We start from the raw sequence: 25,966 nt of genomic DNA, 5'->3' as shown, positions 1-25,966 counted from the left end.
TAAATGAAACTATAGAAACATTAAAGCCTGAAGACTTATTAAATGGATGCCCGTCGTGTATAAATAAAACGTATTATTTTGAAAAAGCTATAGGATGTATAGAATATAGTGAAACTAGTAAAAAGATAGTATTTGGATTTAAATACAATGATAAAACATTTATGTCAAATATTATATCTAAGATAATGAAAGAAAAGTTAGATACTCAAAATATAAATTATGATTATATACTGTATGTTCCATTACATAAGAAAAGGGAAAGAAAAAGAGGATTTAACCAATCAAAACTTATTGCAAAAAAACTTGGCAAAATAGAAAATATAAAGGTTTTAGATTCTATATATAGGAATAAGAATACTACTAAATTATTTAAATTAACGAATGAAGAAAGATCAAGAGAGGTAAAAAATGCATTTGGTTTTTATAAGAGCATAAATTTATGTAAAGACAAAAATGTATTACTGATAGATGATATATTTACTACGGGAAGCACTGTAAATGAAATATCAAAAATATTGAAACTTAAAGGTGTTAAAAAAATTTATATATGTACATTTTTAACTAGAATAAATTGTTATTGACATATGAGTCTTAAGATATTAAAATGTATTAGTAATGTGTTAGGTCTGTGGTTGAAAGTTCATGCCAGTTGCAGGCGAAAGGACCCACGTAAGTTAACTCTAAAAATGGGGTTAATGATCATGGTGCAGCTTAGAAGTAAGACCTGCCGATATTAAAATCGAGAGAGTCAGTAGTGCGGCGAACCCAAGCGAAATCTCCAGCAGGCGAGTGTGGGGGCAAAGACCAGGTCAGCTAAAATATTACTAAAGTACCTTTAGAGGTGCTTTTTTTTTGCTTAAATACAATTTTTTCGTAATTTATTCGAAAATATGACAACAATAAACAAATTAATAACAAATAAACATTAGTTCTGTGGATATAAATTTAGTAAAGAATGTGTAAAAATAAATAAATACAGACTTATTAACATTTTTATCCACATTATCCACAGGTTATAATGATAAATCAATCCACATGTTGGTCAAGGTTTACGATTAATCGACAAAAATAAATTTATTTACTTTGAATATTATGATTCCAAGAAGCTAACAATAAAAATAAAGGAAATTGAATTTAAACATAGAAATTAAATAAGTATAAGCTATTGTACTTATATATACCTGAAGGGAGATGTTCTTATGAATATAAAAATATCTGGGAAACAAATGGAATTAACAGATGCAATAAAGGATTCAGTAGCAGAAAAATTAGAAAGATTAGACTACTACCTTCACCCAGAAACAGAAGTAAAAGTTACAGTAAGTGCTAAAAAGGCAAGACAAAAAGTAGAAGTAACTATAATACCAATAAGTGGGCCTATAATAAGAGCAGAAGATACAGAGGAAAATTTATATGCTGCTATAGATGTAGTATATGATAAGTTAAACACTCAGTTAAGAAAGTATAAAAAAAGAGTACAAGATAAACATCAATCAAATGAAAGTATAAGATTTAGCCATATAGAAGACTTATCAGAAGAAGAGTTAAATGATGAAAATGAAAATTCTATAAATATTTCAATAGAAAGAAATAAGAAATTTAATATGAAGCCAATGAGTCCAGAAGAAGCAGTTTTACAAATGGACTTGTTAGGACATGACTTTTTCATATTTACAAACACTCAAACTGATGATATATCAATCGTGTATAAAAGAAAAAATGGCGGTTATGGAATGATAGAACAAGCTTAGAATTTAAATTAGTTATTAAAGCTATCGATAAAAATAATAATCGATAGCTTTTTAAATATAAAATGCAAAGATTTTATGGTAGAATGTATATTATACATATAATGGACGAGGAGAGATAAGTATATGGGTTTTTTAGATAATATATTTAATATGGCTGATAAAAGAGAAATGAAAAAATTCAGCAAAACAGTTGATGAGATAGATGCTTTAGAATCGAAATTTCAAGGAATGTCAGATAGTGAATTAAGAAATATGACTAATGTTTTTAAAGATAGACTTAATAATGGGGAAACAGTAGATGACGTATTAGCAGAAGCATTCGCGGTTGTAAGGGAAGCTTCAAAAAGAGTACTTGGAATGAGACAATATAGAGTTCAGCTTATAGGTGGAATAGTTCTTCACCAAGGAAGAATAGCTGAGATGAAAACTGGAGAAGGTAAAACTTTAGTTGCAACAGCTCCAGTTTATTTAAATGCGTTAACTGGTAAAGGTGTACATGTTGTAACAGTCAATGATTACCTAGCAAAACGTGATAAAGAACAAATGGGTAAAATATATGAGTTTTTAGGAATGACAGTTGGGGTTATAGTCCATGGACAAAATCCTCAAGAAAGAAAAGAACAATATGAATGCGATATAACTTATGGAACAAACAATGAATATGGATTTGATTATCTAAAAGATAATATGGTTATACATAAAGAGCAAAAGGTTCAAAGAGAATTAAACTATGCAATAGTCGATGAGGTCGACTCTATATTAGTCGATGAAGCTAGAACACCTCTTATAATATCAGGACCTGGAGATAAATCAACACATCTATACGGTGACGCAAATACATTTGTACATACTTTAAAGGAAGATAACTATGAGATAGATGAAAAACAAAAATCAGTTTCTTTAACTGAAAGTGGTATACAAAAAGCAGAAGTTTATTTTAATGTTGAAAATATAACAGATATAGCTCATATAGAGTTATACCATCATATAAATCAAGCATTAAAAGCTCATAAAATAATGAAGTTAGATGTAGATTATGTTGTAAGAGATGGCGAAATAGTTATTGTTGATGAATTTACTGGAAGACTTATGTTCGGTAGAAGATATTCTGAAGGATTACATCAAGCAATTGAAGCTAAAGAAGGATTAAGAATACAAAGAGAATCTAAAACTTTAGCAACTATAACATTCCAAAACTACTTTAGAATGTACAATAAGTTATCAGGAATGACAGGTACAGCTAAAACAGAAGAAGAAGAATTTAAAGCAATATATAAAATGGATGTTGTACAAATTCCAACTAATAAGCCTATACTAAGAGAAGATCTAGCAGATTGTGTTTATAAGAGTGAACTAGGAAAATTTAATGCAGTTGCTGAAGATATTATAGAAAGACATAAGAATAATCAACCGGTGCTTGTTGGTACAGTATCTATAGAAAAATCTGAAGTTTTATCTATGATTTTAAAAAGAAAAGGTGTAAAGCATGAAGTCTTAAATGCTAAGAATCACCATAAAGAAGCAGAGATAGTAGCCCAAGCTGGTAGATTAGGAGCAGTAACTATAGCTACTAACATGGCTGGTCGTGGTACCGATATAGTTTTAGGAGGTAACCCAGTATTCTTAACTAAAAAAGAAATGAAGAAAATCGGGTACTCTGAGGATGTAATAAACAAGGTTGATACAGATGTAGAGAGTTTAGGAATAGAATTAACTGATGAAATAGTTAAAGCTAAGGATGATTTCAATAAAATACTTAAAAAATATAAATTACAAACTGAAGAAGAGCAGAATAAAGTTAGAGAAGCTGGCGGGTTAGCTATAATAGGTACAGAAAGACATGAATCTCGAAGAATTGATAATCAGTTACGTGGTCGTGCTGGTCGTCAAGGGGACCCAGGAAGTTCAAGATTCTACATAAGTTTAGAAGATGAGCTTATGAGACTATTCGGAAGTGATAGAATATCTGGAATGGTTGAAAAAATAGGATTAGATGAAGAAACACCTATAGAAGCTAAGATGTTAACTAAATCAATAGAAAACGCTCAAAAGAAAGTTGAAGGAAGAAACTTTGGTATAAGAAAGCATGTTCTTCAATATGATGATGTTATGAATAAGCAAAGAGAGATAATATACGAACAAAGAGGACGTGTATTAGAAGGTGAAGACTTAGAAGAACAAGTTAAAACAATGATAATGGCTATAATATCAGATGGATATGATATATATGTTACAGATCAAGGATTTGATTTACATGCATACAAAGATTATTTATATCATATGTTTATGCCTAAAGGTAGCTTAGAAGCTGAAAATCTTGAAAATATGAAAAAAGAAGAAGTTATAGACGCAGTATATAACTTAGCTAAAAAAATATATGAAGAAAAAGAAAATATGGTTGGATCTGAAAGAATGAGAGAAATCGAGAGAGTTATACTTTTACAAGCTGTTGACTCTTATTGGATAGATCATATAGATGCCATGGATCAATTACGTCAAGGTATCGGACTTAGAGCTATAGGTCAGCAAGATCCAGTTGTAGCTTATAAGTTAGAAGGATTTGACATGTTTGATAATATGACAAAAGCTATACAAGAAGATACTGTAAGATATTTATATAACTTTACAATAGAGGAACCGATACAAAGAAAACAAGTAGTAGATGTAGAAAAAATATCTTCAAATGCAGACGAAGGTCAAGGAAATAAACCTGTTAAGAAAGATGAAGAAACAGGAAGAAATGATGAATGTCCTTGTGGAAGTGGTAAAAAATATAAAAAGTGTTGCGGTAGATAGTTTGGAGGTTGTATATGCTTAATGTACAAGAATATAGACATAGAATAGAAGAGATGTCTAATAATATAGAAGAATTGAGGGCTTCTCTTTGACATAGAAAGCCTGAATGAAAGAATTATTAGAAGTGAAAAAATAATGAGTGAACAAGACTTCTGGAATGATAATGAAAAAGCACAGTCTGTACTTCAAGAAAATAAAAATCTAAAAGATATTGTAGATGAGTACAATCATCTACAATCATCTGTGGAAGATGCAGAAGTACTTCTTGAGTTAGCTCAAGAAGAAGATGATGATTCATTAGAGAAAGAAGTTGAAAGTACAATAACTTCACTTGAGAAAGAGATTGATAAAGTTAAAATAAAAACTTTATTGAGTGGAGAATATGATAGAAATAATGCGATTTTATCTATAAATGCAGGTACAGGTGGATTAGATGCTCAAGATTGGGCCGAAATGTTACTGAGAATGTATGATAGATGGGCTAATTCTAAAGGATTTAAAGTTAAAACATTAGATTTACAATCAGACACAGAAGCTGGTATAAAAAGTGCAACTATACAAATTGAAGGACTTAATGCATATGGATATTTAAAAAGTGAAAAAGGAGTGCATAGAATTGTAAGAATATCTCCTTTTGATCCATCTGGAAAAAGACATACTTCTTTTGCATCAATTGATGTAATTCCAGAATTAGATGAAAGTATAGAAATTGATATAAATCCTTCGGATTTAAAAGTAGATACATATAGAGCATCTGGTGCTGGAGGACAGCATATAAATACTACTGATTCTGCAGTAAGGATAACTCATATACCAACAGGTGTAGTTGTCCAGTGTCAAAATCAAAGATCTCAGCACAGTAATAAAGATACTGCTATGAGAATGTTAATGGCTAAACTTATAGAACTAAAAGAATTAGAACAAAAGGAAACTATAGAAGATTTACAAGGTAAATATTCTCAAATAACTTGGGGAAGCCAAATAAGATCTTATGTATTCCAACCATATAAGTTGGTAAAAGATCATAGAACAAATGCTGAGATAGGAAATGTTGACAGCGTTATGGACGGTAATATAGATTTATTTATAAATGAATATTTAAAAATGACTAAAGTAAATAATGTATAGAACATAAGGGTGTGTTTCAAAATAGTATGAAAAATACATAAGTTTTGCTTCCAAAGCGTAAATAGTTTTAATGGTCGCAAAAGCTTATGTATTTATTCTTATCTATTTATTTTGAGGCACGCCCCTTTTTAGGAGGGATTTAAATTGGATATAAATAAAATTTTAAAAGAAGAGTTTAACTTAAGAGATTCTCAAGTTGAAAATACTATAAAGCTTATAGATGAAGGAAACACTATACCATTTATAGCCAGATATAGAAAAGAAATGACTGGTGAAATGAGTGATGTTATACTTAGAGCTTTTTATGATAAATTAGTTTATTTAAGAAATTTACAAAGTAGAAAAGATGATGTACAAAGGATAATAGATGAACAAGGTAAGTTAACGGATGAAATATTAAAAAACATAAAGCTAGCTAAAACGCTTCAAGAAGTTGAAGATATTTATGCTCCATATAAACAAAAGAAAAGAACAAGAGCAACTATTGCAAAAGAAAAAGGTTTAGAAAATTTAGCAATAGCTATATTAAATGATAAAGTAGATATAAATTTAGAATGTAAGAAATATATAGATAAAGAAAAAGAAGTAAACTCTGAAGAAGATGCATTAAAAGGAGCTAAAGATATAATAGCAGAATTAGTTTCAGAAGATGCCAAGCTAAGAAAGTATATAAGAGAGTTAGCTTTAAGAGAAGGCGTTATATCAAGTAAAAACTCAAAAGATGAAAAATCTGTATATGATATGTATTACGAATTTAGTGAATCTGTGAAAACTATAGCGCCACATAGAGTGTTGGCTATAAATAGAGGAGAAAAAGAAGAATATTTAAAAGTTAAATTAGAAATTAATAATGAAAAAGTAATAAATCATATAGTTGATATATATGTTAATAAAAACAACCAAATAAATAAAGAAGAAATAATTTGTGCTATAGAAGATTCATACAAAAGACTTATATTCCCTTCGATAGAAAGAGAGATAAGAAATCATTTAACTGATTTAGCACATGAAAGAGCAATAAGTGTTTTTGGACAAAATGTTAAGAGCTTATTACTTCAACCACCTGTAAAGGATAAAGTGGTTATGGGATTTGACCCAGCATATAGAACTGGATGTAAGATAGCTGTTGTAGATAAGAATGGTAAGTTATTAGATTATACAACTGTATATCCAACTAAACCTCAAAATGATGTAGATGGAGCAAAAAAGACTTTAAAAGGACTTATAGAAAAATATAATATAGATATAATTTCTATAGGTAATGGTACAGCATCGAGAGAATCAGAACAATTTGTATCTGAAATGATAGGTGAAATAAATGGTAATGTTCAATATACTATAGTAAGTGAAGCAGGTGCATCTGTATATTCAGCATCAGAGCTTGCTAATGAAGAACATCCAGATATAAATGTATCTATAAGAGGAGCTATATCTATAGCAAGAAGATTGCAAGACCCTTTAGCTGAGTTAGTGAAAATTGATCCTAAAAGTATTGGAGTAGGACAATATCAACATGATCTTAATAAAAAAAGATTAGAAGAAGTTTTAAGTGGAGTTGTAGAAGATGCAGTAAACTCTGTAGGTGTAGACTTAAATACGGCTTCATATTCATTACTTGAACATGTAGCAGGAATAAGCAAAACTATAGCGAAAAATATAATTGAGTATAGAGAAGAAAATGGAGATTTTACATCAAGAGCTCAAATTAAAAAAGTTAAAAGATTAGGGCCACAAGCATTTACTCAATGTGCAGGGTTTATGAGAATAACAAATTCAAAAAATCCTTTAGACAACACTGGTGTACATCCTGAAAGTTATGATACTTGTAAAAGTTTACTGGAGACACTAGGATACTCATTGAATGATTTGAAAAATAGAAATGTAGATGAAATAGATTCTAAGATAGCAGATATTGGAATAAAAAAATTAAGTGAAGGATTAGAAGTAGGAATTGTTACTTTAAAGGATATTATATCTGAAATAAAAAAACCAGGAAGAGATCCAAGAGAAGAAGGGATTAAACCTGTACTTAGAACAGATGTATTAAAAATTGAAGATATAAAAGAAGGTATGGTTTTAAAAGGAACTGTAAGGAATGTTGTAGATTTTGGAGCATTTGTTGATATTGGAATAAAAAATGATGGTTTAGTTCATAAATCACAGATGAGTAATAAATTTGTAAAAGATCCTATGACAGTAGTAACTGTAGGGGATGTAATAGATGTAAAAGTAATAGGGATAGATTTAAAAACACAAAAGGTTTCTTTAACTATGAAAGATATAAAAGAAGTATAGGAGGAATAAATGCTTTTTATAAAAAATGGAATTATAAACACAGTCACTAATGGAATTATACAGGGTGACATACTTATTGAAAATGGGAAAATAATAGAAATTGGAACAGATATAGTTGCACCATTAGATGTAGAAGTTATAGATGCAAATGGAAGTTTAATTTTTCCTGGGTTTATAGATGCACATACACATTTAGGTTTATGGGAAGATGGTATGGGATTTGAGGGAGCTGATGGAAATGAAGAAACAGATCCAATAACGCCACATTTAAATCCTATAGATGGAATAAATCCTATGGAAAGAAGTTTTGAAGAAGCGAGAAACGGTGGAATTACATCTGCATGTAGTACACCAGGAAGTGCAAATGTCATGGGAGGACAATGTATCGCTATAAAGACTGTTGGTAGAAGAATAGATAAGATGATAATAAAAAATCCTGTGGCATCAAAAATAGCTTTTGGTGAAAATCCAAAAAGTTGTTATGGGCAAGAAGAAAAAGCTCCACAAACTAGAATGGCAATTGCTGCAATGTTAAGAGAAACATTAAAAGAAGCTGAGCAGTATCTAGAAGATATAAGATTGCATGAAGAAGATGATGAAAATGAAAAGCCCGATTATGATATAAAAATGGAAAGTTTACTTCCAGTATTAAATAGAGAAATTCCATTTAAAGTACATGCACATAGAGCTGATGATATGTTTACAGCGATAAGAATTGCAAAAGAATTCAATTTAAAGTTAACATTAGATCATTGTACAGAAGGGCATTTAATAGTTGAAGATTTAGTAGAAGAAGCGTATCCAGTTATAGTAGGGCCTTCGCTTTCTGAAAGATCAAAAATAGAATTAAGAAATTTAACTTTTGATACAGCTGGGGTTTTATCAAATGCAGGAATGCAAGTTTCACTAACTACAGATCATCCTGTAGTTCCTCTACATTACTTACCTGTATGTGCAGGAATAGCGGTTAAACATGGAATGGATTCTAAAAAAGCTATAGAAGCGATAACTATAAATCCTGCAAAAACATTAGGTATAGATAATAGGGTAGGTTCTATAGAAGTTGGGAAAGATGCAGATATAGTTATATGGGATAATAATCCTTTAGAAATTCAAAGCAATGTCCTGTATACTATAATTGATGGAAAAGTTGTATATAGAAAACAAGCTTAATTAATATTGACATATTTAAATTTTATTAATAATATATAGATATAAGGAAAATTAAATAGCACGTAAGATCTTCGGGGCAGGGTGAAATTCCCTACCGGCGGTATAGCCCGCGAGCTACATTTGTAGCATGACTTGGTGAGATTCCAAGGCCGACAGTAAAGTCTGGATGAGAGAGGATTAGTATATATGTATAAGAAAGATATTATTGTTTTAATATACTTAAAAAACTAAGCTCGAAGAGATTCTTTGGGCTTTTTCTTTTTCCTAAAATTAAAATTAGGAGGTTTTTTAAATGGATAATATATTCACTAATAAAAAAACTATGAGTACAAATACAATGACAAAGGTAGCTATTTTAGCAGCAATTTCTTATATTTTAATGTTTATAGCAATACCTATTCCAGGTATATTTCCTGATTTCTTAAAACTAGATATATCAGATGTTCCTGCTATATTTGGAGGTATGACATTAGGGCCAGTAGCAGGTTTTACAATAGTTCTTATTAAAAATTTATTCCAAGCAATGACAGCATCAACAACAGCTTGGATAGGTGAAACAGCAAACTTATTAATTGGTGGTTCATATGTAGTAATTTTATCATTAGCATACAGACACAAAAGAAATATAAAGGGATTATTTTTAGGATTTTTCTTAGGAACAATAGTTATGATAGTAATAGGGTGTTTAACTAACTATTATATGTTACTACCTTTCTATGGAAAAGTAATGCCTATGGAAGCTATAGTAAATATGGGACATGTAATAAATCCTAATGTAGTAGATTTAAAGAGTTTTGTTATTTGGATGATAGCTCCATTTAACTTAGTTAAAGCAATACTAATGTCAGTAATTACATTACCTCTTTATAAAAAGATGGAGGTAATATTAAAAAAATAAATTAATTAAGGAGATATACCAAAAACTAGGGTGTTCATAGATAAATATATAAGTTTTGCTCCATGAAAGTTTAAAAGATGCTTTCAAAATGTCGCTAAAACTTATATATTTATCATTCACTACCTATTTTGATATATCTCCTTTTTTATGAGCAACAGACGAAGTCGCTCAAGATAAGCGAATTTTATTTTTCATCATAAACATAATAGACACAATCATTTTTAAAATTAGATATTGATTCAAAATTATTTTCTTTAAGCTGATTTATAAGTTTATCATATGGATTTGTTATATAAATTTCAGCCTCTTTTGATTTATATTTCAATAAAGAATAATTAGTAGCATCATTAATTCCTTCAAATGTGTTATCTATGCATATAATAGATGGACATCCTTTCATTTTTATAATACATTTATGACCATTAACTATTAATAAAGAATCACTTTTAACTAAATCATTAAAAATATTTTCGCAAATATTTAAAAATGTAAATCCATAAGTTAATTTATTATTACAAGTTTTAAAATAATCGAGATTTTTAAATTCTTTATAAGAAATATTCCATTTTTCAACTTTAAAATCTAATAAATTTAAGTTAGATTTTTTTATAAAATCATAATCTTTAAAAACTATTAAGCAGCTTTGAGCTAAATAAAAATTCTTAGCTTCCATCATTTTTATACTAGCTTGAGTGTCTATATGAGTGCACATTGCTATATTAGTTATTTTATTATTTCTTAAATCTTCTCTTGCTAAATTAAATATCATATCAGAAATAGCATGGGCAAGTTGCTGTCCCCTATAATCTATATGTACTCTAAGTCCTTCAAGCCATCCTTGTCTATCTGGTAAAACTGTATATTTACCAACTGCTACAACTTTACCTTCTTTAACTAATCCAATAAAACAACCTTCTTTATCATCAACCCATTTATGAAAGACTTTGGGTAAATAGTCATGGCCATCCCAAATGTTTCGAGATATATCTACTATATCATCGAAATCATCGTGTGTTAGAACTTTATAATTCAAAAATATCACCCCTTTTAATAAATAATATTACCATAAGTTGTAAAATATATGGTATATAATAAAAACTTTGTGAATGTAAGGCTTTATAATAGTAATTTGTTATAATATAATAATATCTGTTACGTTAACAATTTAGATAAACAAGTCTTACTTATGGAGATGATATAGATGATTAAAATATATTTAGAAAATGAAGATCAAACAAGAGATATAGGATTTAAATTAGGTAAACTTTTAACGCCAAAAAGTGTAGTATGCTTAATAGGTGATTTAGGTGCAGGAAAAACTACTATGACTCAAAGCTTAGCACAGTCTTTAGAAGTAGATGATTATATAACTAGTCCTACTTTTACAATAGTAAATGAATATGAAGGTAAAATGCCTTTATACCATTTTGATGTGTATAGAATTGGAAGTAGTGATGAAATGTATGATATAGGATTTGATGAGTATATAAATGGAGATGGAGTTTGTATAATTGAATGGGCAAACTTAATCGAGGATATACTACCAGACGAATATTTATATATAGAAATGAATTATAAAGAAAATGGAAGAGAAATGATGCTGACTCCAAAAGGAGAAAAGTATGAAGAAATAGTTAAGGAGCTGACTAAGTAATGAAAATTTTAGGGATAGATACAGCTACACATTCAACAAGTGTATGTATTGTAGAAGATGACAAGCTAATATGTGAATATACAGTGAATACTAAAAAAACACATTCACAAAAACTAATGGTTATGATTGAATCAATGATAAAAGAAAGTGATTTAAATATAAAAGATATTGATGCAATAGCTATATGTATAGGTCCAGGATCATTTACAGGATTAAGGATTTCTATGGCTACAGCTAAAGCTATATCACAAGTTAGAAACCTACCAATAATAGCTGTTGATTCACTAGAATCTTTAGCCTTCAACATGAATCTTTGTGAGAGAGTAATTTGTCCTATACTAGATGCACAAAGAAACCAAGTTTACACAGGAAAATATAGATTTGAAAATGGAGAATTTAAAACATTAGAAGATGTAAAAGTAGTTACAATAGATGAATTAGTAGATGAACTATCTAAATCAAATGAAGAGTTTATTATTGTTGGAGAAGCTACAAATTTATATAAAGAAAAACTTGATGAAGTTAAAAATTGTTATATAGCGTCTGTATCTAACAATGTAAGTAAAGCTAGTAGTTTATGTGCTGTAGCTGGAATTAAATTCAAGAAAGATGTAGATGTACATAATTGCTATACTATAAATCCGATGTACATAAGAAAGTCTCAAGCGGAAGTTCAGTATGAGGAAAAAATGAAGAGGCTAGAAAATGATAAATAATAATTTAATAATAAGAGATATGACAAGCAGTGATGTAGATGGAGTTTTTGAAGTTGAAAAAAATTGCTTTGAACATTACTGGTCTAAAGGCGAATTTGAAAAAGAGATGAAAAATGATGTTGCTAATTATTTAGTAGCAGAAATTGATAAAAAGATTGTTGGTTACGTAGGTATATGGTTTATAGCTGGAGAAGGTCATATAACAAATGTAGCTGTACATAGTGATTTTAGAGGACAAAAGATAGGTGATGAACTTATCAAGCATCTTGTTAAAAAATGCAAAGAAAATCACATATTTGCTATGACATTAGAAGTTAGAGTATCTAATGTAGTAGCTCAAAATTTATATAAAAAATATGGATTTAAATTAGCAGGGATAAGAAAAGAGTATTATAGTGACAATAAAGAAGATGCAATGATAATGTGGAGCCAATTAAAAGAGGTGTAGTATGAAAAAAGATATAATAACATTAGCTATAGAATCTAGCTGTGATGAAACAGCATGTGCAATTTTAAAAGATGGAAGAGAAGTTTTAAGTAATGTAATTTCTACGCAAATAGAATTACATAAAAAATTTGGAGGAGTTGTTCCTGAAGTAGCATCTAGAAAACATATAGAAAATATACCAATGGTAGTACAACAAGCATTGGATGAAGCAAATGTAACTTTTGATGATATAGATCATATAGCGGTTACTCATGGCCCAGGATTAGTAGGGGCTGTTTTAGTAGGACTTTCATATGCTAAAGCATTAGCTTACACTTTAGATATTCCTTTAGTTGGAGTTAATCATATTGAAGGACATGTAAGTGCAAATTATATAGAAGATAAAAACTTAAAACCACCATTTATAACTTTAATAGTTTCAGGTGGACATACACACTTAGTAGAAGTTAAAGGCTATGGTAAGTATGAAATTTTAGGAAAGACTAAAGATGATGCATCAGGAGAAGCATTTGACAAAATTGCAAGAGCAATGAATTTAGGGTATCCAGGTGGACCTATAATAGATAAATTAGCTAAAAAAGGAAATAAAAAAGCAATAGACTTCCCAAGAGCTTGTATGGATGAAGGATATGATTTTAGTTTTAGTGGACTAAAATCAGCAGTTTTAAATTACTTAAATGCTAAGAAAATGAAGAATGAAGAAATAATAGTTGAAGATGTTGCAGCATCATTCCAAGAAGCTGTAGTAGAAGTTTTAGCAACAAAAGCTATAAAAGCAACTAAAGAAAAAGGATACAATACAGTTGCATTAGCAGGAGGCGTTGCTGCAAACTCTGCTTTAAGAGAAAAGTTAACTTTAATGGCTAAAAAGCAAAATATAGAGGTGAAGTATCCATCAATTATATTATGTACAGATAATGCAGCTATGATTGGTTGTGCTGGCTATTATAATTTTATAAACGGAAAAATTAATAATATGAGTTTAAATGCTGTTCCTAATTTAAAAATAGGTCAGTAGTAAAATCGGAGTGATTCAAAACTTTAGAGGCCAGATACAATTATAAGTTTTACTACCAAAGCTAAAATGAAGCTTTAAAGGTCGTTAAAATTTACAATTGTATCTTTTGGGTAAACAATGTTTTGAATTAACTCCGATTTTTTTGTATACACAATTTAGGAAAATGTTTTCTTTAGTTTATAAAAATGTATATTTTTGTAATTATATATACAAAAAAGGATTAATAGATTGAATGGTGTAAATTTGTAGCTATCATCGTCTAAATTTTTAGAACAATACTTTTTATAATAAAGTAAAAGTTCATATATAATTAAAAATAAGCGAGTAATCGGTTTTAAAATACATTTAATATATGCTTAAAGATGGGGGATTTTATGTTGAAGAAATATGAGGATATAATTAACAGCTATAATATAAATTTATTTAAAGAGGGGAAACATTTTAGAAGTTATGAATTTATGGGAGCTCATAAAGTACAAAAGGGAAAAGAAAAAGGAGTTACTTTTACAGTATGGGCGCCAAATGCAAATCGAGTATATTTATCTGGAGAATTTAATGATTGGAATAAAACCTCCCATCCTATGAAAAATTTAGATAAGAGTGGAATATGGAATATATTTATACCTAAAATGGACTTTAGGGATTTATATAAATTTAATGTTGTAGATAAAAACGGTAATAGTAAGTTAAAATCTGATCCTTTTGCGTTTTATTCGCAAATGAGACCTGAAACAGCTTCAATTGTATTTGATATAGACAATTATTCTTGGAAGGATAAAAAGTGGATAGAAAAAAGAGAAAAGACAACATACAAGGATTTACCTATGAATATATATGAAGTTCACTTGGGATCATGGAAAAGAAAATGGGATGGAGACTTTTTTAGTTATGAAGAACTATATGAATTAATAGACTATGTATGTGAAATGGGATATACACATATAGAGATTTTACCAATAACAGAACATCCATTAGATGAATCATGGGGTTATCAAACAATAGGATATTATAGTCCTACTAGTAGATATGGGGATTGTACTAGTTTAATGAAATTTATTGATAGATGCCATAAAAAAGATATTGGAGTAATTCTAGATTTTGCATATAGTCATTTTTGTAAAGATGATCATGGATTATATAAATTTGATGGAACACCTCAATTTGAATATGAAGATAAGTTGAAAGCTGAAAATATTGGTTGGGGAACAGCCCATTTTGATTTAGGAAAACCTGAAGTGCAAAGTTTCTTAATATCTAATGCAATTTATTGGCTAGAAAAGTTTCATGTAGATGGTATTAGAATGGATGCGGTTGCAAGTATGCTTTATCTAGACTACGATATAGGGCCTTGGAAACCTAATAAATACGGTGGAAGAGAAAATATAGAAGCTATTGAGTTTATAAGAATGTTTAATGAAGTTGTTCATAAGGAGATAAAAAATCCAATTATAATTGCAGAAGAATCCACGTCTTGGCCGATGGTATCGGGACCTTCGTACAAAGGTGGATTAGCATTTGATAGTAAGTGGAATATGGGATGGATGAATGACACGTTAAAATATATGGAAATGGATTCTATATATAGAAAGCATCATCATGAGTTAATAACTTTTTCTTTTATGTATGCTTTTTCTGAAAACTTTATACTTCCATTATCTCATGATGAAGTTGTGCATGGGAAAAAATCTCTTCTCGATAAAATGCCTGGAGATCCATGGCAAAAATTTGCAGGGGTAAGACTACTTTATGCATATATGATGTTGCACCCAGGAAAGAAATTATTATTTATGGGGTGTGAATTTGCACAAGGGTTAGAGTGGAGATTTTCATATGGATTAGAATGGGAATTATTAATGAATGAACCACATAAATTAATGCAAACGTATACACGAGATTTGAATTTACTATATAAACATGAAAAAGCTATGTATGAAATAGATGAACATAACTCCGGGTTTGATTTTGTAGATCCTCACAATATAGATCAAAGTGTAATTGTGATTATGAGAAAAGGTAAGAAAAAAGAGGATTTTATAATAGGAGTATTAAATTTCACACCAGTATTTCATCCTGAATATAGGATAGGAGTGCCATATGAGGGTGTTTATGAAGAAGTTTTCAATAGTGATGATAAAGAATATTGGGGATCAGGACAAACTATGAAGGGTATTGATTTAGAATCAGAAAATATAGCATGGCATAATAAACAGTACTCTATAAATATAAAGGTTCCGCCTATGGGAGCCACTTTTATAAAAGGTAAAAATATAAATATATTATAAATTTTATAAAATTTTTAGGGGGATTAGGAGTAAATTATGAAAAAAGAAATGATAGCAATGATATTAGCAGGGGGACAAGGATCAAGATTAGGAGTATTTACTAAAAACATAGCAAAACCAGCAGTTTCATTCGGAGGTAAATATAGAATAATAGATTTTGTTTTGAGCAACTGCTCAAATTCAGGTATAGATACAGTTGGAGTATTAACACAATATAGACCTTTATTATTAAATTCACATATAGGAATAGGAAGTCACTGGGATTTAGATAGACGAAATGGAGGATTATCAATACTTCAACCATATATGAATGAAAAAGAAGGAAACTGGTATAAAGGTACAGCAGATGCTATATACCAAAATATGAATTATATAGATAGCTATGATCCAGAATATGTTTTAGTTTTATCGGGAGATCATATTTATAAAATGGACTATAGCGATATGTTAGAAGAACATAAATCAAAAAATGCAGATGTAACAATTGCTGTTATGGAAGTTGACTGGGATGAAGCTAGTAGATTTGGAATAATGAATGCAAATGAAGATGGAAGTATATATGAATTTGAAGAAAAACCTGAAAAACCTAAAAGTAATTTAGCATCAATGGGAATTTACATATTTAACTGGGCAAAGATGAAAAGTTACTTTAAATCAGGCAAAGAGTACGTAGATTTTGGTAAAAATCTAATTCCTAAAATGTTAGATGATAAGGTTAGTATGTATGCATATGAATTTAATGGATATTGGAGAGATGTAGGAACTATAGAAAGTTTGTGGCAGGCAAATATGGATTTAATTAATCCAGGTAATGGATTTAATTTAAATGATTCTAATTGGAGAATTTATACAGATACAATGGCTATGCCACCACAATATTTAGGAAAAAATTCTAATGTAAAACAATCTATTGTTGTAGATGGATGTAGAGTTTTTGGAACTGTTGAAAACTCAGTATTATCCCATGGAGTTAGTATAGGGGAAGGGAGTATAGTAAGAGATTCAGTAATAATGTCAAATGCAAAAATAGGCAAAAATGTAATTATAGAGAAAGCTATGATAGGAGAAGGTGCGGTAATAGAGGATGATTGTAAGATTTCTAGTGGTGACGATAGTATAAGTATAGTATCTGAATTTGATGCTGTTTCTATGGAATTAGTATAGGGGGATTTAAAAGATGAATAAAGAGTGTATGGGGATAATTAATTTAAATAGAAAAGGTGATAACTTAAAAGAACTAAGTGATTCAAGGGTAGTAGCATCAATACCTATAGGAGGAAGATATAGAATAATAGACTTTGCTCTTTCTAATATGGTTAACGCAGGTATGAAAAATATAGGTATTTTTTCAGATCAAAAATATAGATCTTTGACAGATCACTTAGGAAATGGAAGCCATTGGGACTTATCAGCAAAGAATGATGGATTATTTGTATTTAGTCCTGAAAATACTAAAAAACAAATTTGTAGAGCAATAAAAAAAGGAGACGTTCATAATGTTTTTTCTAATATAGATTACATAGAAAAAAGCAAGCAAGAATATGTGCTAATATCTCCTAGTTATATGATTTGTAATATAGATTATAAAAAGGCACTAAGCTATCATAAGTCATCAGGTAATAATATAACAGTTATTTATAAAAGTATAGATAATGCAGATGAAGATTTTTTAGGAACTACAAAATTGAATATAAATAATAAAAATCAAATTACTAGTATGGGGATAAATATAGGAAGAGAAAAAGATGCACATATATCAATGGATATGTATATCATGAGAAAAAGTTTACTTATAGATATGATATATGATGCAGTATCACGAGGTGAATATGCACATATAGAAGATTGTATAAGTGAAGGCATAGAAGAAATAAAAATAGGAGCATATGAATATAAAGGATATTTAAAATGTATAAATTCTACTAAAAACTATTTTGAAGCTAATAAAGATTTATTAGATGTAGATGTAGCAAATGAATTATTTTATTCAGATAGAAAGATATATACAAAAGAAAAAAATGAGCAACCTACATTATACACAGAGACATCTAATGTGAAAAATTCATTTGTGGCTACGGGTTGTGTAATAGAAGGAGAAGTTCAAGATAGTATTATATTTAGAAAAGTTCATGTAAAAAAAGGAGCAGTAATAAAAAATTCTGTGGTTATGCAAAGTGGAACTATACAAGAAAATGTGAAACTAGATAATGTAATATTAGATAAAAATGTATTTATATCAAAAGATAAAGAATTAAAAGGAGATATTAAACTACCATTAGTAGTAGAAAAAAATGTGATTTTATAGAGGGGGATAAGTTTTGAAAGTTCTTTTTGTAACGGCAGAGTGTTGGCCTTTTGTAAAGACTGGGGGATTGGGAGATGTTTCTTATGCACTTCCAAAGGCTTTAAAAAGAGAAGGAGTGGATATAAGGGTTATAATGCCTAAGTATGTCAACATTCCTAAATATTTAAAAGATCAAATGAAAACAGTAGCAGTATTCAATGTAAACGTAGCATGGAGAAATCAATATTGTGGATTAATGGAACTAGAGCTAGATGGAGTTAAATTTTACTTTATAGATAATGAATTCTACTTCAAGAGAGATGGTGAATATGCGTATTTATATGGATATGACGATGATGTAGAAAGATTTACTTTCTTTAGTAATGCGGTGCTAGAATCTTTAAAGAGAATAGATTTTTTCCCAGATGTAATAAATTTAAATGATTGGCACACTGGTATGATACCTTTATTTTTAAAAGAAAATTATAGCCAAGATGAAAGATATTCTGAAATAAAAACTATATATACTATACACAACCTTCAATATCAAGGTGTATTTTCAAATAAAAATATAGAAGATGTATTATCTATACCAAGACATTATTTAGAAGATGGGAATATAGAGTATTATGGTGGTATCAACTTTATGAAAGCAGGAATAGTATATTCGGATAAAGTAAGCACAGTAAGTCCTACTTATGCTAATGAAATACAAACAAAGTTTTATGGAGAAAGCTTAGATGGATTAATAAAATCTAATGCACATAAGTTAAAGGGAATTGTAAATGGAATTGATTATGAAATAAATAACCCTGAGACAGATAAAAATATAGTATGTAACTATAACATAAATTCAATAGGTGATAAAGTTAAAAATAAATTAGAATTACAAAAAATTCTTGGATTAGAAGTTAATCCAGATATTCCTATGATAGGCATAGTTTCTAGATTAGTATCTCAAAAAGGATTGGACTTAATATCATATATGATGCCCGAAATAGTAGGAGAAAATCTACAATTAGTGGTTTTAGGTACTGGAGAAGAACAATATCAATCTATGTTAAATTACTATTCAGGTAAATATCCAAATAAAGTAGCAGCTATATTAACATTTGATGCTGCACTTGCGCAACAAATTTATGCATCATCAGATATGTTTTTAATGCCATCTTTATTTGAGCCGTGTGGAATTGGGCAGATGATCGCAATGAGATATGGATCTATACCTATAGTAAGAGAAACAGGAGGATTAAAAGATACTGTAAAACCTTTCAATAAATATACAGGAGAAGGAAATGGATTTAGCTTTGCAAATTACAATGCACATGAAATGTTTTACTGTATTAAAAGCGCAATAGATACTTATAAAAATGATAAAAGTGCATGGTTAAAAATAGTTAAAAGTGCTATGGGTACTGACAGTAGTTGGGCTAAGTCCGCAAATGAATATATAAAAACGTATAATGAAATAGTTTGGCAAAGGAGTTGGTAATATTGACTCTCATAAATAGGGAGGAATTTAAGCTAGAATTTAAAAATCAAATGGATTTTTTATATAAACAAAGTATTGAAGAAGCTAACAATGAACAGTTACTAAATACATTAGTAACTGTTCTTAAATCTAAAATAGCAAATATATGGAAAGAAAATAGATTAAAAGAGGAAAAGGAAGTTTACTATTTTTGCATAGAGTTTTTATTAGGAAGACAGCTGCAGTCAAATCTTTTAAACTTAGGAGTAATGGAGGAAGTAAGGTCTATATTAGATACTATGAACATAAATCTAGATGATTTAATAGATGCAGAATCTGATCCTGCATTAGGAAATGGTGGATTAGGAAGGCTAGCCGCATGTTTTCTAGATTCGATGGCATCTAATAAAATAAGTGGTCATGGCTATGGTATTAGATATGAATATGGATTATTTGAACAAAAGTTTGTAAATGGGCACCAAGTTGAGGTACCTGATAACTGGCTAAAAGAAGAATCCTATATTTGGGAAACTGTAAGACCAAATAAAGCGGTTATAGTTAAATTTGGAGGAGAAGTAGAACTTGTAAGTAATAATGGAAAGCTAAAGGCTATTCATAAAAATTATATACCTGTAATGGCTCTACCTTATGATATACCTATTATAGGATATGAAAATCATTATATAAATACATTGAGGCTATTTAAATCAGATATACCTAGGAAAGACTTTGAACCAATATTAAAAGATTCAAAAAACAGCTATGGTAGCTATCATGATGCACTCCAATATAGATATTACGTAGATGAGATATCACAAGTATTATACCCAAATGATTCTAACGATGCAGGTAAAATGCTAAGATTAAAACAGGAGTATTTTCTAGTTAGCTCAGGATTACAGGATATATTAAGAAAGTGTAAAAAAAATAAAATTGATATTAATAAGTTAAATGAAAAAATATCTATTCATATAAATGATACTCATCCATCATTATGTATACCTGAATTAATGAGAATACTTATGGATGAAGAAGCTCTTGGATGGGATGAAGCTTGGGAAATTACAAAAAAATGCACTTCATACACAAATCACACCATAATGACAGAAGCTATGGAAAAATGGCAAATATCAATGATAAAAGAATTACTTCCAAGAATTTATATGATTATAGAAGAAATAAATAAAAGGTATTTAAATAAGTTAAAAACTAAATATTCAAATGACAGTGAAAAAATAAATAAGATGGCTATTATTTATAATAATAATGTAAATATGGCTAACTTAAGTATAGTTGGAAGTAGTAGTGTAAATGGAGTTGCAGACCTTCATACTAAAATTTTGAAAAAAGAAGTATTAAAAGAATTTTATGAGGATGAGCCATATAAATTTAATAACAAAACAAATGGAATTGCTCATAGAAGATGGCTAATGTTATCAAACCCTCAGTTATCTAGTTTAATAACTAGTCTTATAGGTAGCGGTTGGGAAAAGGACACTATGAAACTAAAGCAACTTGAAAAATATAAGAATGAAAAAAATGTATTACAGGAACTAGAAAAAATAAAATATAACAATAAGCTAAACTTATCAAAAATTATAAAAGAAAGAAATAATATATCAATAGATCCAAACTCTATATTTGATATACAAATAAAAAGGTTACATGCATACAAACGACAACTTATGAACGCACTTCACATACTTCATTTATATCATGAATTATTAGATAATCCAAACCTAGACATAAAGCCAAGAACATTTATATTTGGGGCAAAGGCTGCTCCTGGGTACTACTTTGCAAAATGCGTTATTAAATTTATAAATGAATTAGCTCAAAAAATTAATAATGATAAAAGAGTTAATGAAAAATTAAAAGTAGTATTTATAGAAAATTACGGGGTTTCATTAGCAGAAAAAATAATACCCGCTGCAAATGTAAGTGAACAAATATCAACAACTACAAAGGAAGCTTCAGGAACTAGTAATATGAAATTTATGATGAATGGAGCTATAACTTTAGCGACTTTAGATGGAGCAAATATAGAAATACATGAACAAGTGGGCGATGAAAATATAATAATTTTTGGATTATCAGCAAATCAAGTGCTAGAATACAATAAGTTTGGAGGATATTCAGCAGCAGATATTTATTCTAATAATTTCTATATAAAGAGGGTTGTGGATGATTTGGTCAATGGATTCATACCAAATATAGGTGAAGAAGGTAGAGAAATATATAATTCTTTAATAACCTACAATGATGAATTTTTTGTATTAAGAGACTTTGAGAACTATATAGAAGCACAGAAAAAAGTAAATAATTTATATAAAGATAGATATAAGTGGAATTCAATTTCTTTAACAAATATAGCAAATTCAGGAATATTTTCAAGTGATAGAACTATAAATGAATATGCTAAGGATATATGGTATAAAAAATAAACAGTTCAAAAGATAAAAGGTGGGAGATCAAAATGAGTATAACATATAATTCTTGGTTAGAAAGTTATAAAAAGCCTTTCGGAGCTTTGGAATTAGGAGAAAAACTAAGTTTAAATATAAAAGCTACAGAGAATGTAAAAGAAGTGTATTTAGTGTTGGAAAGAGACGGAAATGATTTAAAAGAAATAGAAATGACTAAGATATCAGATGATACTTTCAATATTGATGGATATGAATTTCAACAAGAAGATATTTATTTTTACTTCTTTAAAACAGTAGAAAATATAAATGGAAATAATATAATAAAATACTATGGTAAAAACAATAAAAATGGTGTGTGTGAAGAGACTTTCGATATTGATAGTCTAAATAAATATCAAATTACAGTTAGCAAGAAAATTAAATCACCAAATTGGTTTAAAGAGGGTGTTTTATATCATATATTTGTAGATAGATTTAATAGAAGTGGTAAGATAAACAATCCTAAAAAAAATAGTTTTGTATATGCAAATTGGGAAGATACTCCTATGTATATAAAAAATAGTGAAAATGAAATAATTAGATGGGATTTTCATGGAGGAAATCTAAAAGGGATAATAAGTAAATTAAGTTATTTAAAAAATTTAGGGGTTAACATAATATACTTAAGCCCTATATTTGAATCACAGAGTAACCACAAGTATGATACAGGAGACTATAAAAATATTGATTCAATGTTTGGGAATGAAGAAATATTTAAAGAGTTGATAAATGAAGCAAATAAAAAGGGAATAAATATTATTCTAGATGGTGTATTTAGTCATACAGGAGATGATAGCGTATATTTTAATAGGTATGGAAATTACGATTCCATAGGGGCATATCAATCACAAGATTCTCCTTATAGCTCTTGGTATAAATTTGAAAACTACCCACAGAAATATGATTGTTGGTGGGGGGTTAAATCTTTACCAAATGTAAATGAGACTGAAACTTCATATATTGACTATATTATAAAAGGTGATGACAGTGTAATAAAAAAATGGATGGGATATGGAGTTAAAGGATGGCGACTTGATGTAGCTGATGAATTACCTTCTAAATTTATAGAGGAGCTAAAGAGTGAGACTTTAAAACTAGATAAAGAATCTATTCTTGTAGGTGAAGTTTGGGAAGATGCATCTAATAAAATTAGTTATGATGAAAGAAGAAAATATCTTTTAGGTGACCAACTAAATGGTGTTACAGGGTATGTGTTTAAGAATATATTTTTAGATTTTTTAAATTATAAAATTGATTCAAATGATGTATACAATAGCCTTATGACTATAAAAGAAAATTATCCAAAAGAATCTTTTAAATCTAATTTAAATATATTAGGTACGCATGATACAAGAAGAATACTTACAGAATTAAATGAAGATAAAGAGCTTCTTAAATTAGCAGTTGCAATACAAATGACTTTTGAAGGTGTACCATATATATATTACGGTGATGAAGCCGGACTTTTAGGTGAAACAGATCCAGATAATAGAAGAACTTATCCGTGGAAAAATGAAGATAAAGAAATTTTAAATTTCTATAAAAATATTATCAAGGATAGAAATAAAAGTAAGGTACTAACTTGCGGAGAAACTAAATTTTTAGAATTGGAAAATCCTAATGTATTTGGTTATGTAAGATATATTGAAGGTATAAATGATGATAACATTTTAGTTTTAGTAAATAGATCAGAACAAGAAGAAGTTATAGGAATTGATATGAAAGAATGTCTAAATAGTAAATATGTAAATTTAGTTAATGGGCTTATTGAGGTAAATTATGATAATGTTGAGCTTAAATTAGAATCTAAATCATATATGATAGTTAAATTAGAAAAAGATAATAATTAATCTAAATCACAATAAAGAAAATTTCTTTATTGTGATTTTTTAGCCGATTATATGAATGTGCTAGATATAACATTATAAATTTTACTCCCAAAGCAAAGAGATGCTTTAAAGGTCGTTAAAACTTATATATTTATATCTTTATATAACATTATAAAATCACTAGTAAAATATGAATAATAAAAGAGGTACTATTATAAAATAATTTTATAATAGTACCTTTTTATTTATCTTAAACTATCCAAGTTGGAATATACTATTGTTGAAGTAGCGTTAAAGACCATGATTTTAGGTCTTTCAGCGAATGAAACAATAATATTTTCCAACGAGCACGACCTAATCAATTTCTTTTACAATATTAGCAACCCACTTTTTAGATAATGCTCTAGGAACTCCGAATATAAACTTAACAATTTCTTCAGAGTAAGTAAGAAGCACTAAAATATAAATAGGAGCTCCTTTAATTGCAAATATAAAAGTAAGAGGAAGAGATACTAGCCACATACATCCTAATTCTAAAAATAAAGAATACTTAGTATCTCCACCACTTCTTAAAATTCCTATAATTAAAAGAGTATTAAAAGACTTAAGACCCATTAATAGACCCATAATAACAAATATTTTAATAATGTCAGGTGCTAGGCTATCTGAAACACTAAACATTTTAAGTAATACAGGTATGTTTAATATAAGAATTAAACCAAATAGAGTACCAACTACAAAAACTATCTTAGAAAACTTTTTAGCATAATCAATAGCAACTTCTTTATTATCAGCACCAAGTTCATTACCTAGCATAATAGATGCGCCTATAGCAACGCAAACAGCTGTCATAATAAAGAAATTTCCAGTACTAGTAGCTATTTGACTAGCTGCAATTGCAGAAGTACCAGCTTTTGCATAAGCAACAGAATATAAAACTGTACCTATTGCCCATCCACTATCATTTAATAATATAGGGGTACTTTTTTCAAAAAAAGTATTTATAAACTGTTTATCTATAGATTTTAGATTAACAATATTGAATTTTAAAACATAATCTTTCTTTACGATATATACATATCCGATTAAAAGAGAGAACTCTATAAATCTAGCTATAACAGTTGCTATTGCAGCTCCACGAACTCCTAATGCAGGTAATCCTAAATTTCCAAAGATTAAACCGTAATTTAATATAATGTTACTTATAAGAGCAACTGCACTACAAATCATTCCAAGTTTAGGATTTCTAACACTTCTAGACCCCATACTAAATACAGTACTAACTGCTATTAAAGGATAACAAAAAGCGATAATGCTAAAGTATTGAATACAAAGCTTAACCACTTCAGGATCATAAGAGAAAAAATGTATTATAAATTTAGGAAATATAAAAGCTGGTATAAAAAATAATAAACCTAATATTATTCCAAGTAAAACATTTAGTCCAGTCACCTTTTTTATATTGTTAGCATCATTTTTCCCGAAAAATTGAGATATAAATAAACCAGCACCACCTGTTAATCCAGATAAAGTCATATTAAATAAGAAGAAGTATTGATTAGCAACTCCTATAGATGCTACAGATGCTTCTCCTAAACTACTAATCATTACAGTATCTATAATATTTACAGATGTAGATATAAGATTTTGTATTATTATAGGAATACAAAGTGAAACTAATAATTTATAAAATCTCTTGTTTTCATTATTAAGATTAAAAATATTTGACAATAAGACACCCCCTTAAATTTAACGTCT

The 25,966-nt window shown here is 28.8% G+C and carries 19 protein-coding genes and 1 riboswitch; of the genes, 17 read left to right on the top strand and 2 right to left on the bottom strand.

Translation table 11 applies throughout. The annotated features are described in order from the left end of the window. Positions 1–161 precede the first annotated feature (161 nt). From KXZ80_RS17700 to KXZ80_RS15045, 7 genes are all read left to right on the top strand, one after another. Positions 162–581 carry a ComF family protein gene (locus KXZ80_RS17700; protein ID WP_021431562.1) on the top strand — a complete coding sequence of 140 codons (420 nt, stop codon included), beginning with the start codon at positions 162–164 and terminating at the stop codon, positions 579–581. Positions 582–1,199: 618 nt separating this feature from the next. Next, the gene (gene hpf / locus KXZ80_RS15070) at positions 1,200–1,751 is read left to right on the top strand and encodes a ribosome hibernation-promoting factor, HPF/YfiA family (RefSeq protein WP_021431563.1); all 552 of its coding nucleotides are present in this window, start codon (positions 1,200–1,202) and stop codon (positions 1,749–1,751) included. Between the two features lie 123 nt (positions 1,752–1,874). Continuing rightward, a complete protein-coding gene (secA, locus tag KXZ80_RS15065) occupies positions 1,875–4,547 on the top strand; it encodes a preprotein translocase subunit SecA (RefSeq protein WP_021431564.1) in 2,673 nt (890 codons plus the stop codon). Between the two features lie 14 nt (positions 4,548–4,561). Continuing rightward, positions 4,562–5,675 (top strand): peptide chain release factor 2 gene (gene prfB, locus KXZ80_RS15060; RefSeq protein WP_408636695.1). Its coding sequence is split into 2 segments (ribosomal slippage): positions 4,562–4,624 and positions 4,626–5,675, totalling 1,113 coding nucleotides; the frame shifts between segments, so codons are not numbered across the junction. Positions 5,676–5,819: 144 nt separating this feature from the next. Further along, complete coding sequence (locus KXZ80_RS15055; protein WP_021431566.1) at positions 5,820–7,970, top strand: Tex family protein; 2,151 nt, start codon at positions 5,820–5,822, stop codon at positions 7,968–7,970. Positions 7,971–7,979: 9 nt separating this feature from the next. Continuing rightward, positions 7,980–9,143, top strand: a complete 1,164-nt coding sequence (locus KXZ80_RS15050; protein ID WP_021431567.1) for an amidohydrolase — start codon at positions 7,980–7,982, stop codon at positions 9,141–9,143. A 63-nt stretch (positions 9,144–9,206) separates the two neighbouring features. Beyond that, a riboswitch (FMN riboswitch) is annotated at positions 9,207–9,325 on the top strand. 110 nt (positions 9,326–9,435) lie between these two features. Further along, positions 9,436–10,041, top strand: a complete 606-nt coding sequence (locus KXZ80_RS15045; protein ID WP_021431568.1) for an ECF transporter S component — start codon at positions 9,436–9,438, stop codon at positions 10,039–10,041. Between the two features lie 184 nt (positions 10,042–10,225). Here KXZ80_RS15045 and KXZ80_RS15040 read toward each other — a convergent pair whose 3' ends face one another. Next, positions 10,226–11,074 (bottom strand): GNAT family N-acetyltransferase, encoded by an 849-nt coding sequence (locus KXZ80_RS15040; protein WP_021431569.1) that lies wholly within the window; start codon positions 11,072–11,074, stop codon positions 10,226–10,228. Between the two features lie 168 nt (positions 11,075–11,242). Here KXZ80_RS15040 and tsaE point away from each other — a divergent pair, with 168 nt between their 5' ends. From tsaE to KXZ80_RS14990, 10 genes are all read left to right on the top strand, one after another. After that, positions 11,243–11,695: a tRNA (adenosine(37)-N6)-threonylcarbamoyltransferase complex ATPase subunit type 1 TsaE gene (gene tsaE, locus KXZ80_RS15035; protein ID WP_021431570.1), complete on the top strand. Its 453-nt coding sequence runs from the start codon at positions 11,243–11,245 to the stop codon at positions 11,693–11,695. Next, positions 11,695–12,411 carry a tRNA (adenosine(37)-N6)-threonylcarbamoyltransferase complex dimerization subunit type 1 TsaB gene (tsaB, locus tag KXZ80_RS15030; protein ID WP_021431571.1) on the top strand — a complete coding sequence of 239 codons (717 nt, stop codon included), beginning with the start codon at positions 11,695–11,697 and terminating at the stop codon, positions 12,409–12,411. The genes tsaE and tsaB overlap by 1 nt, the downstream gene beginning before the upstream one ends. Next, entirely contained in the window at positions 12,401–12,859 is a 459-nt protein-coding gene (gene rimI / locus KXZ80_RS15025) for a ribosomal protein S18-alanine N-acetyltransferase (protein WP_021431572.1), read from the top strand. The genes tsaB and rimI overlap by 11 nt, the downstream gene beginning before the upstream one ends. Before the next feature lies 1 nt (position 12,860). Further along, a complete protein-coding gene (tsaD, locus tag KXZ80_RS15020) occupies positions 12,861–13,877 on the top strand; it encodes a tRNA (adenosine(37)-N6)-threonylcarbamoyltransferase complex transferase subunit TsaD (protein WP_021431573.1) in 1,017 nt (338 codons plus the stop codon). Between the two features lie 374 nt (positions 13,878–14,251). After that, on the top strand, positions 14,252–16,159 hold the full coding sequence (gene glgB / locus KXZ80_RS15015) for a 1,4-alpha-glucan branching protein GlgB (RefSeq protein ID WP_021431574.1): 1,908 nt from the start codon (positions 14,252–14,254) through the stop codon (positions 16,157–16,159). A 36-nt stretch (positions 16,160–16,195) separates the two neighbouring features. After that, positions 16,196–17,323 (top strand): glucose-1-phosphate adenylyltransferase, encoded by a 1,128-nt coding sequence (locus KXZ80_RS15010; protein ID WP_021431575.1) that lies wholly within the window; start codon positions 16,196–16,198, stop codon positions 17,321–17,323. A gap of 13 nt (positions 17,324–17,336) precedes the next feature. Continuing rightward, a complete protein-coding gene (gene glgD / locus KXZ80_RS15005) occupies positions 17,337–18,464 on the top strand; it encodes a glucose-1-phosphate adenylyltransferase subunit GlgD (protein ID WP_021431576.1) in 1,128 nt (375 codons plus the stop codon). 13 nt (positions 18,465–18,477) lie between these two features. Continuing rightward, positions 18,478–19,935: a glycogen synthase GlgA gene (gene glgA / locus KXZ80_RS15000; RefSeq protein WP_021431577.1), complete on the top strand. Its 1,458-nt coding sequence runs from the start codon at positions 18,478–18,480 to the stop codon at positions 19,933–19,935. A gap of 2 nt (positions 19,936–19,937) precedes the next feature. Next, on the top strand, positions 19,938–22,358 hold the full coding sequence (locus KXZ80_RS14995) for a glycogen/starch/alpha-glucan phosphorylase (RefSeq protein ID WP_021431578.1): 2,421 nt from the start codon (positions 19,938–19,940) through the stop codon (positions 22,356–22,358). Positions 22,359–22,390: 32 nt separating this feature from the next. After that, positions 22,391–24,229, top strand: a complete 1,839-nt coding sequence (locus KXZ80_RS14990; RefSeq protein ID WP_021431579.1) for a glycoside hydrolase family 13 protein — start codon at positions 22,391–22,393, stop codon at positions 24,227–24,229. 333 nt (positions 24,230–24,562) lie between these two features. On the opposite strand, the gene KXZ80_RS14985 is transcribed toward KXZ80_RS14990, so the two are convergent. Next, positions 24,563–25,939 (bottom strand): MATE family efflux transporter, encoded by a 1,377-nt coding sequence (locus KXZ80_RS14985; protein WP_021431580.1) that lies wholly within the window; start codon positions 25,937–25,939, stop codon positions 24,563–24,565. Positions 25,940–25,966 lie beyond the last annotated feature (27 nt).

The sequence above is a fragment of the Paraclostridium bifermentans genome (assembly GCF_019916025.1).
GTDB lineage: Bacteria > Bacillota > Clostridia > Peptostreptococcales > Peptostreptococcaceae > Paraclostridium > Paraclostridium bifermentans.
This window is presented reverse-complemented; position numbering and strand designations above follow the sequence as displayed.

Excerpts from the sequence above, each read along its gene's own strand:
- KXZ80_RS17700 (WP_021431562.1), top strand. The coding sequence starts at position 162 with ATGTCAAATATTATATCTAAGATAATGAAAGAAAAGTTAGATACTCAA.
- hpf (WP_021431563.1), top strand. The coding sequence starts at position 1,200 with ATGAATATAAAAATATCTGGGAAACAAATGGAATTAACAGATGCAATA.
- secA (WP_021431564.1), top strand. The coding sequence starts at position 1,875 with ATGGGTTTTTTAGATAATATATTTAATATGGCTGATAAAAGAGAAATG.
- KXZ80_RS15050 (WP_021431567.1), top strand. The coding sequence starts at position 7,980 with ATGCTTTTTATAAAAAATGGAATTATAAACACAGTCACTAATGGAATT.
- KXZ80_RS15045 (WP_021431568.1), top strand. The coding sequence starts at position 9,436 with ATGGATAATATATTCACTAATAAAAAAACTATGAGTACAAATACAATG.
- tsaE (WP_021431570.1), top strand. The coding sequence starts at position 11,243 with ATGATTAAAATATATTTAGAAAATGAAGATCAAACAAGAGATATAGGA.
- tsaB (WP_021431571.1), top strand. The coding sequence starts at position 11,695 with ATGAAAATTTTAGGGATAGATACAGCTACACATTCAACAAGTGTATGT.
- rimI (WP_021431572.1), top strand. The coding sequence starts at position 12,401 with ATGATAAATAATAATTTAATAATAAGAGATATGACAAGCAGTGATGTA.
- tsaD (WP_021431573.1), top strand. The coding sequence starts at position 12,861 with ATGAAAAAAGATATAATAACATTAGCTATAGAATCTAGCTGTGATGAA.
- glgB (WP_021431574.1), top strand. The coding sequence starts at position 14,252 with ATGTTGAAGAAATATGAGGATATAATTAACAGCTATAATATAAATTTA.
- KXZ80_RS15010 (WP_021431575.1), top strand. The coding sequence starts at position 16,196 with ATGAAAAAAGAAATGATAGCAATGATATTAGCAGGGGGACAAGGATCA.
- glgD (WP_021431576.1), top strand. The coding sequence starts at position 17,337 with ATGAATAAAGAGTGTATGGGGATAATTAATTTAAATAGAAAAGGTGAT.
- KXZ80_RS14990 (WP_021431579.1), top strand. The coding sequence starts at position 22,391 with ATGAGTATAACATATAATTCTTGGTTAGAAAGTTATAAAAAGCCTTTC.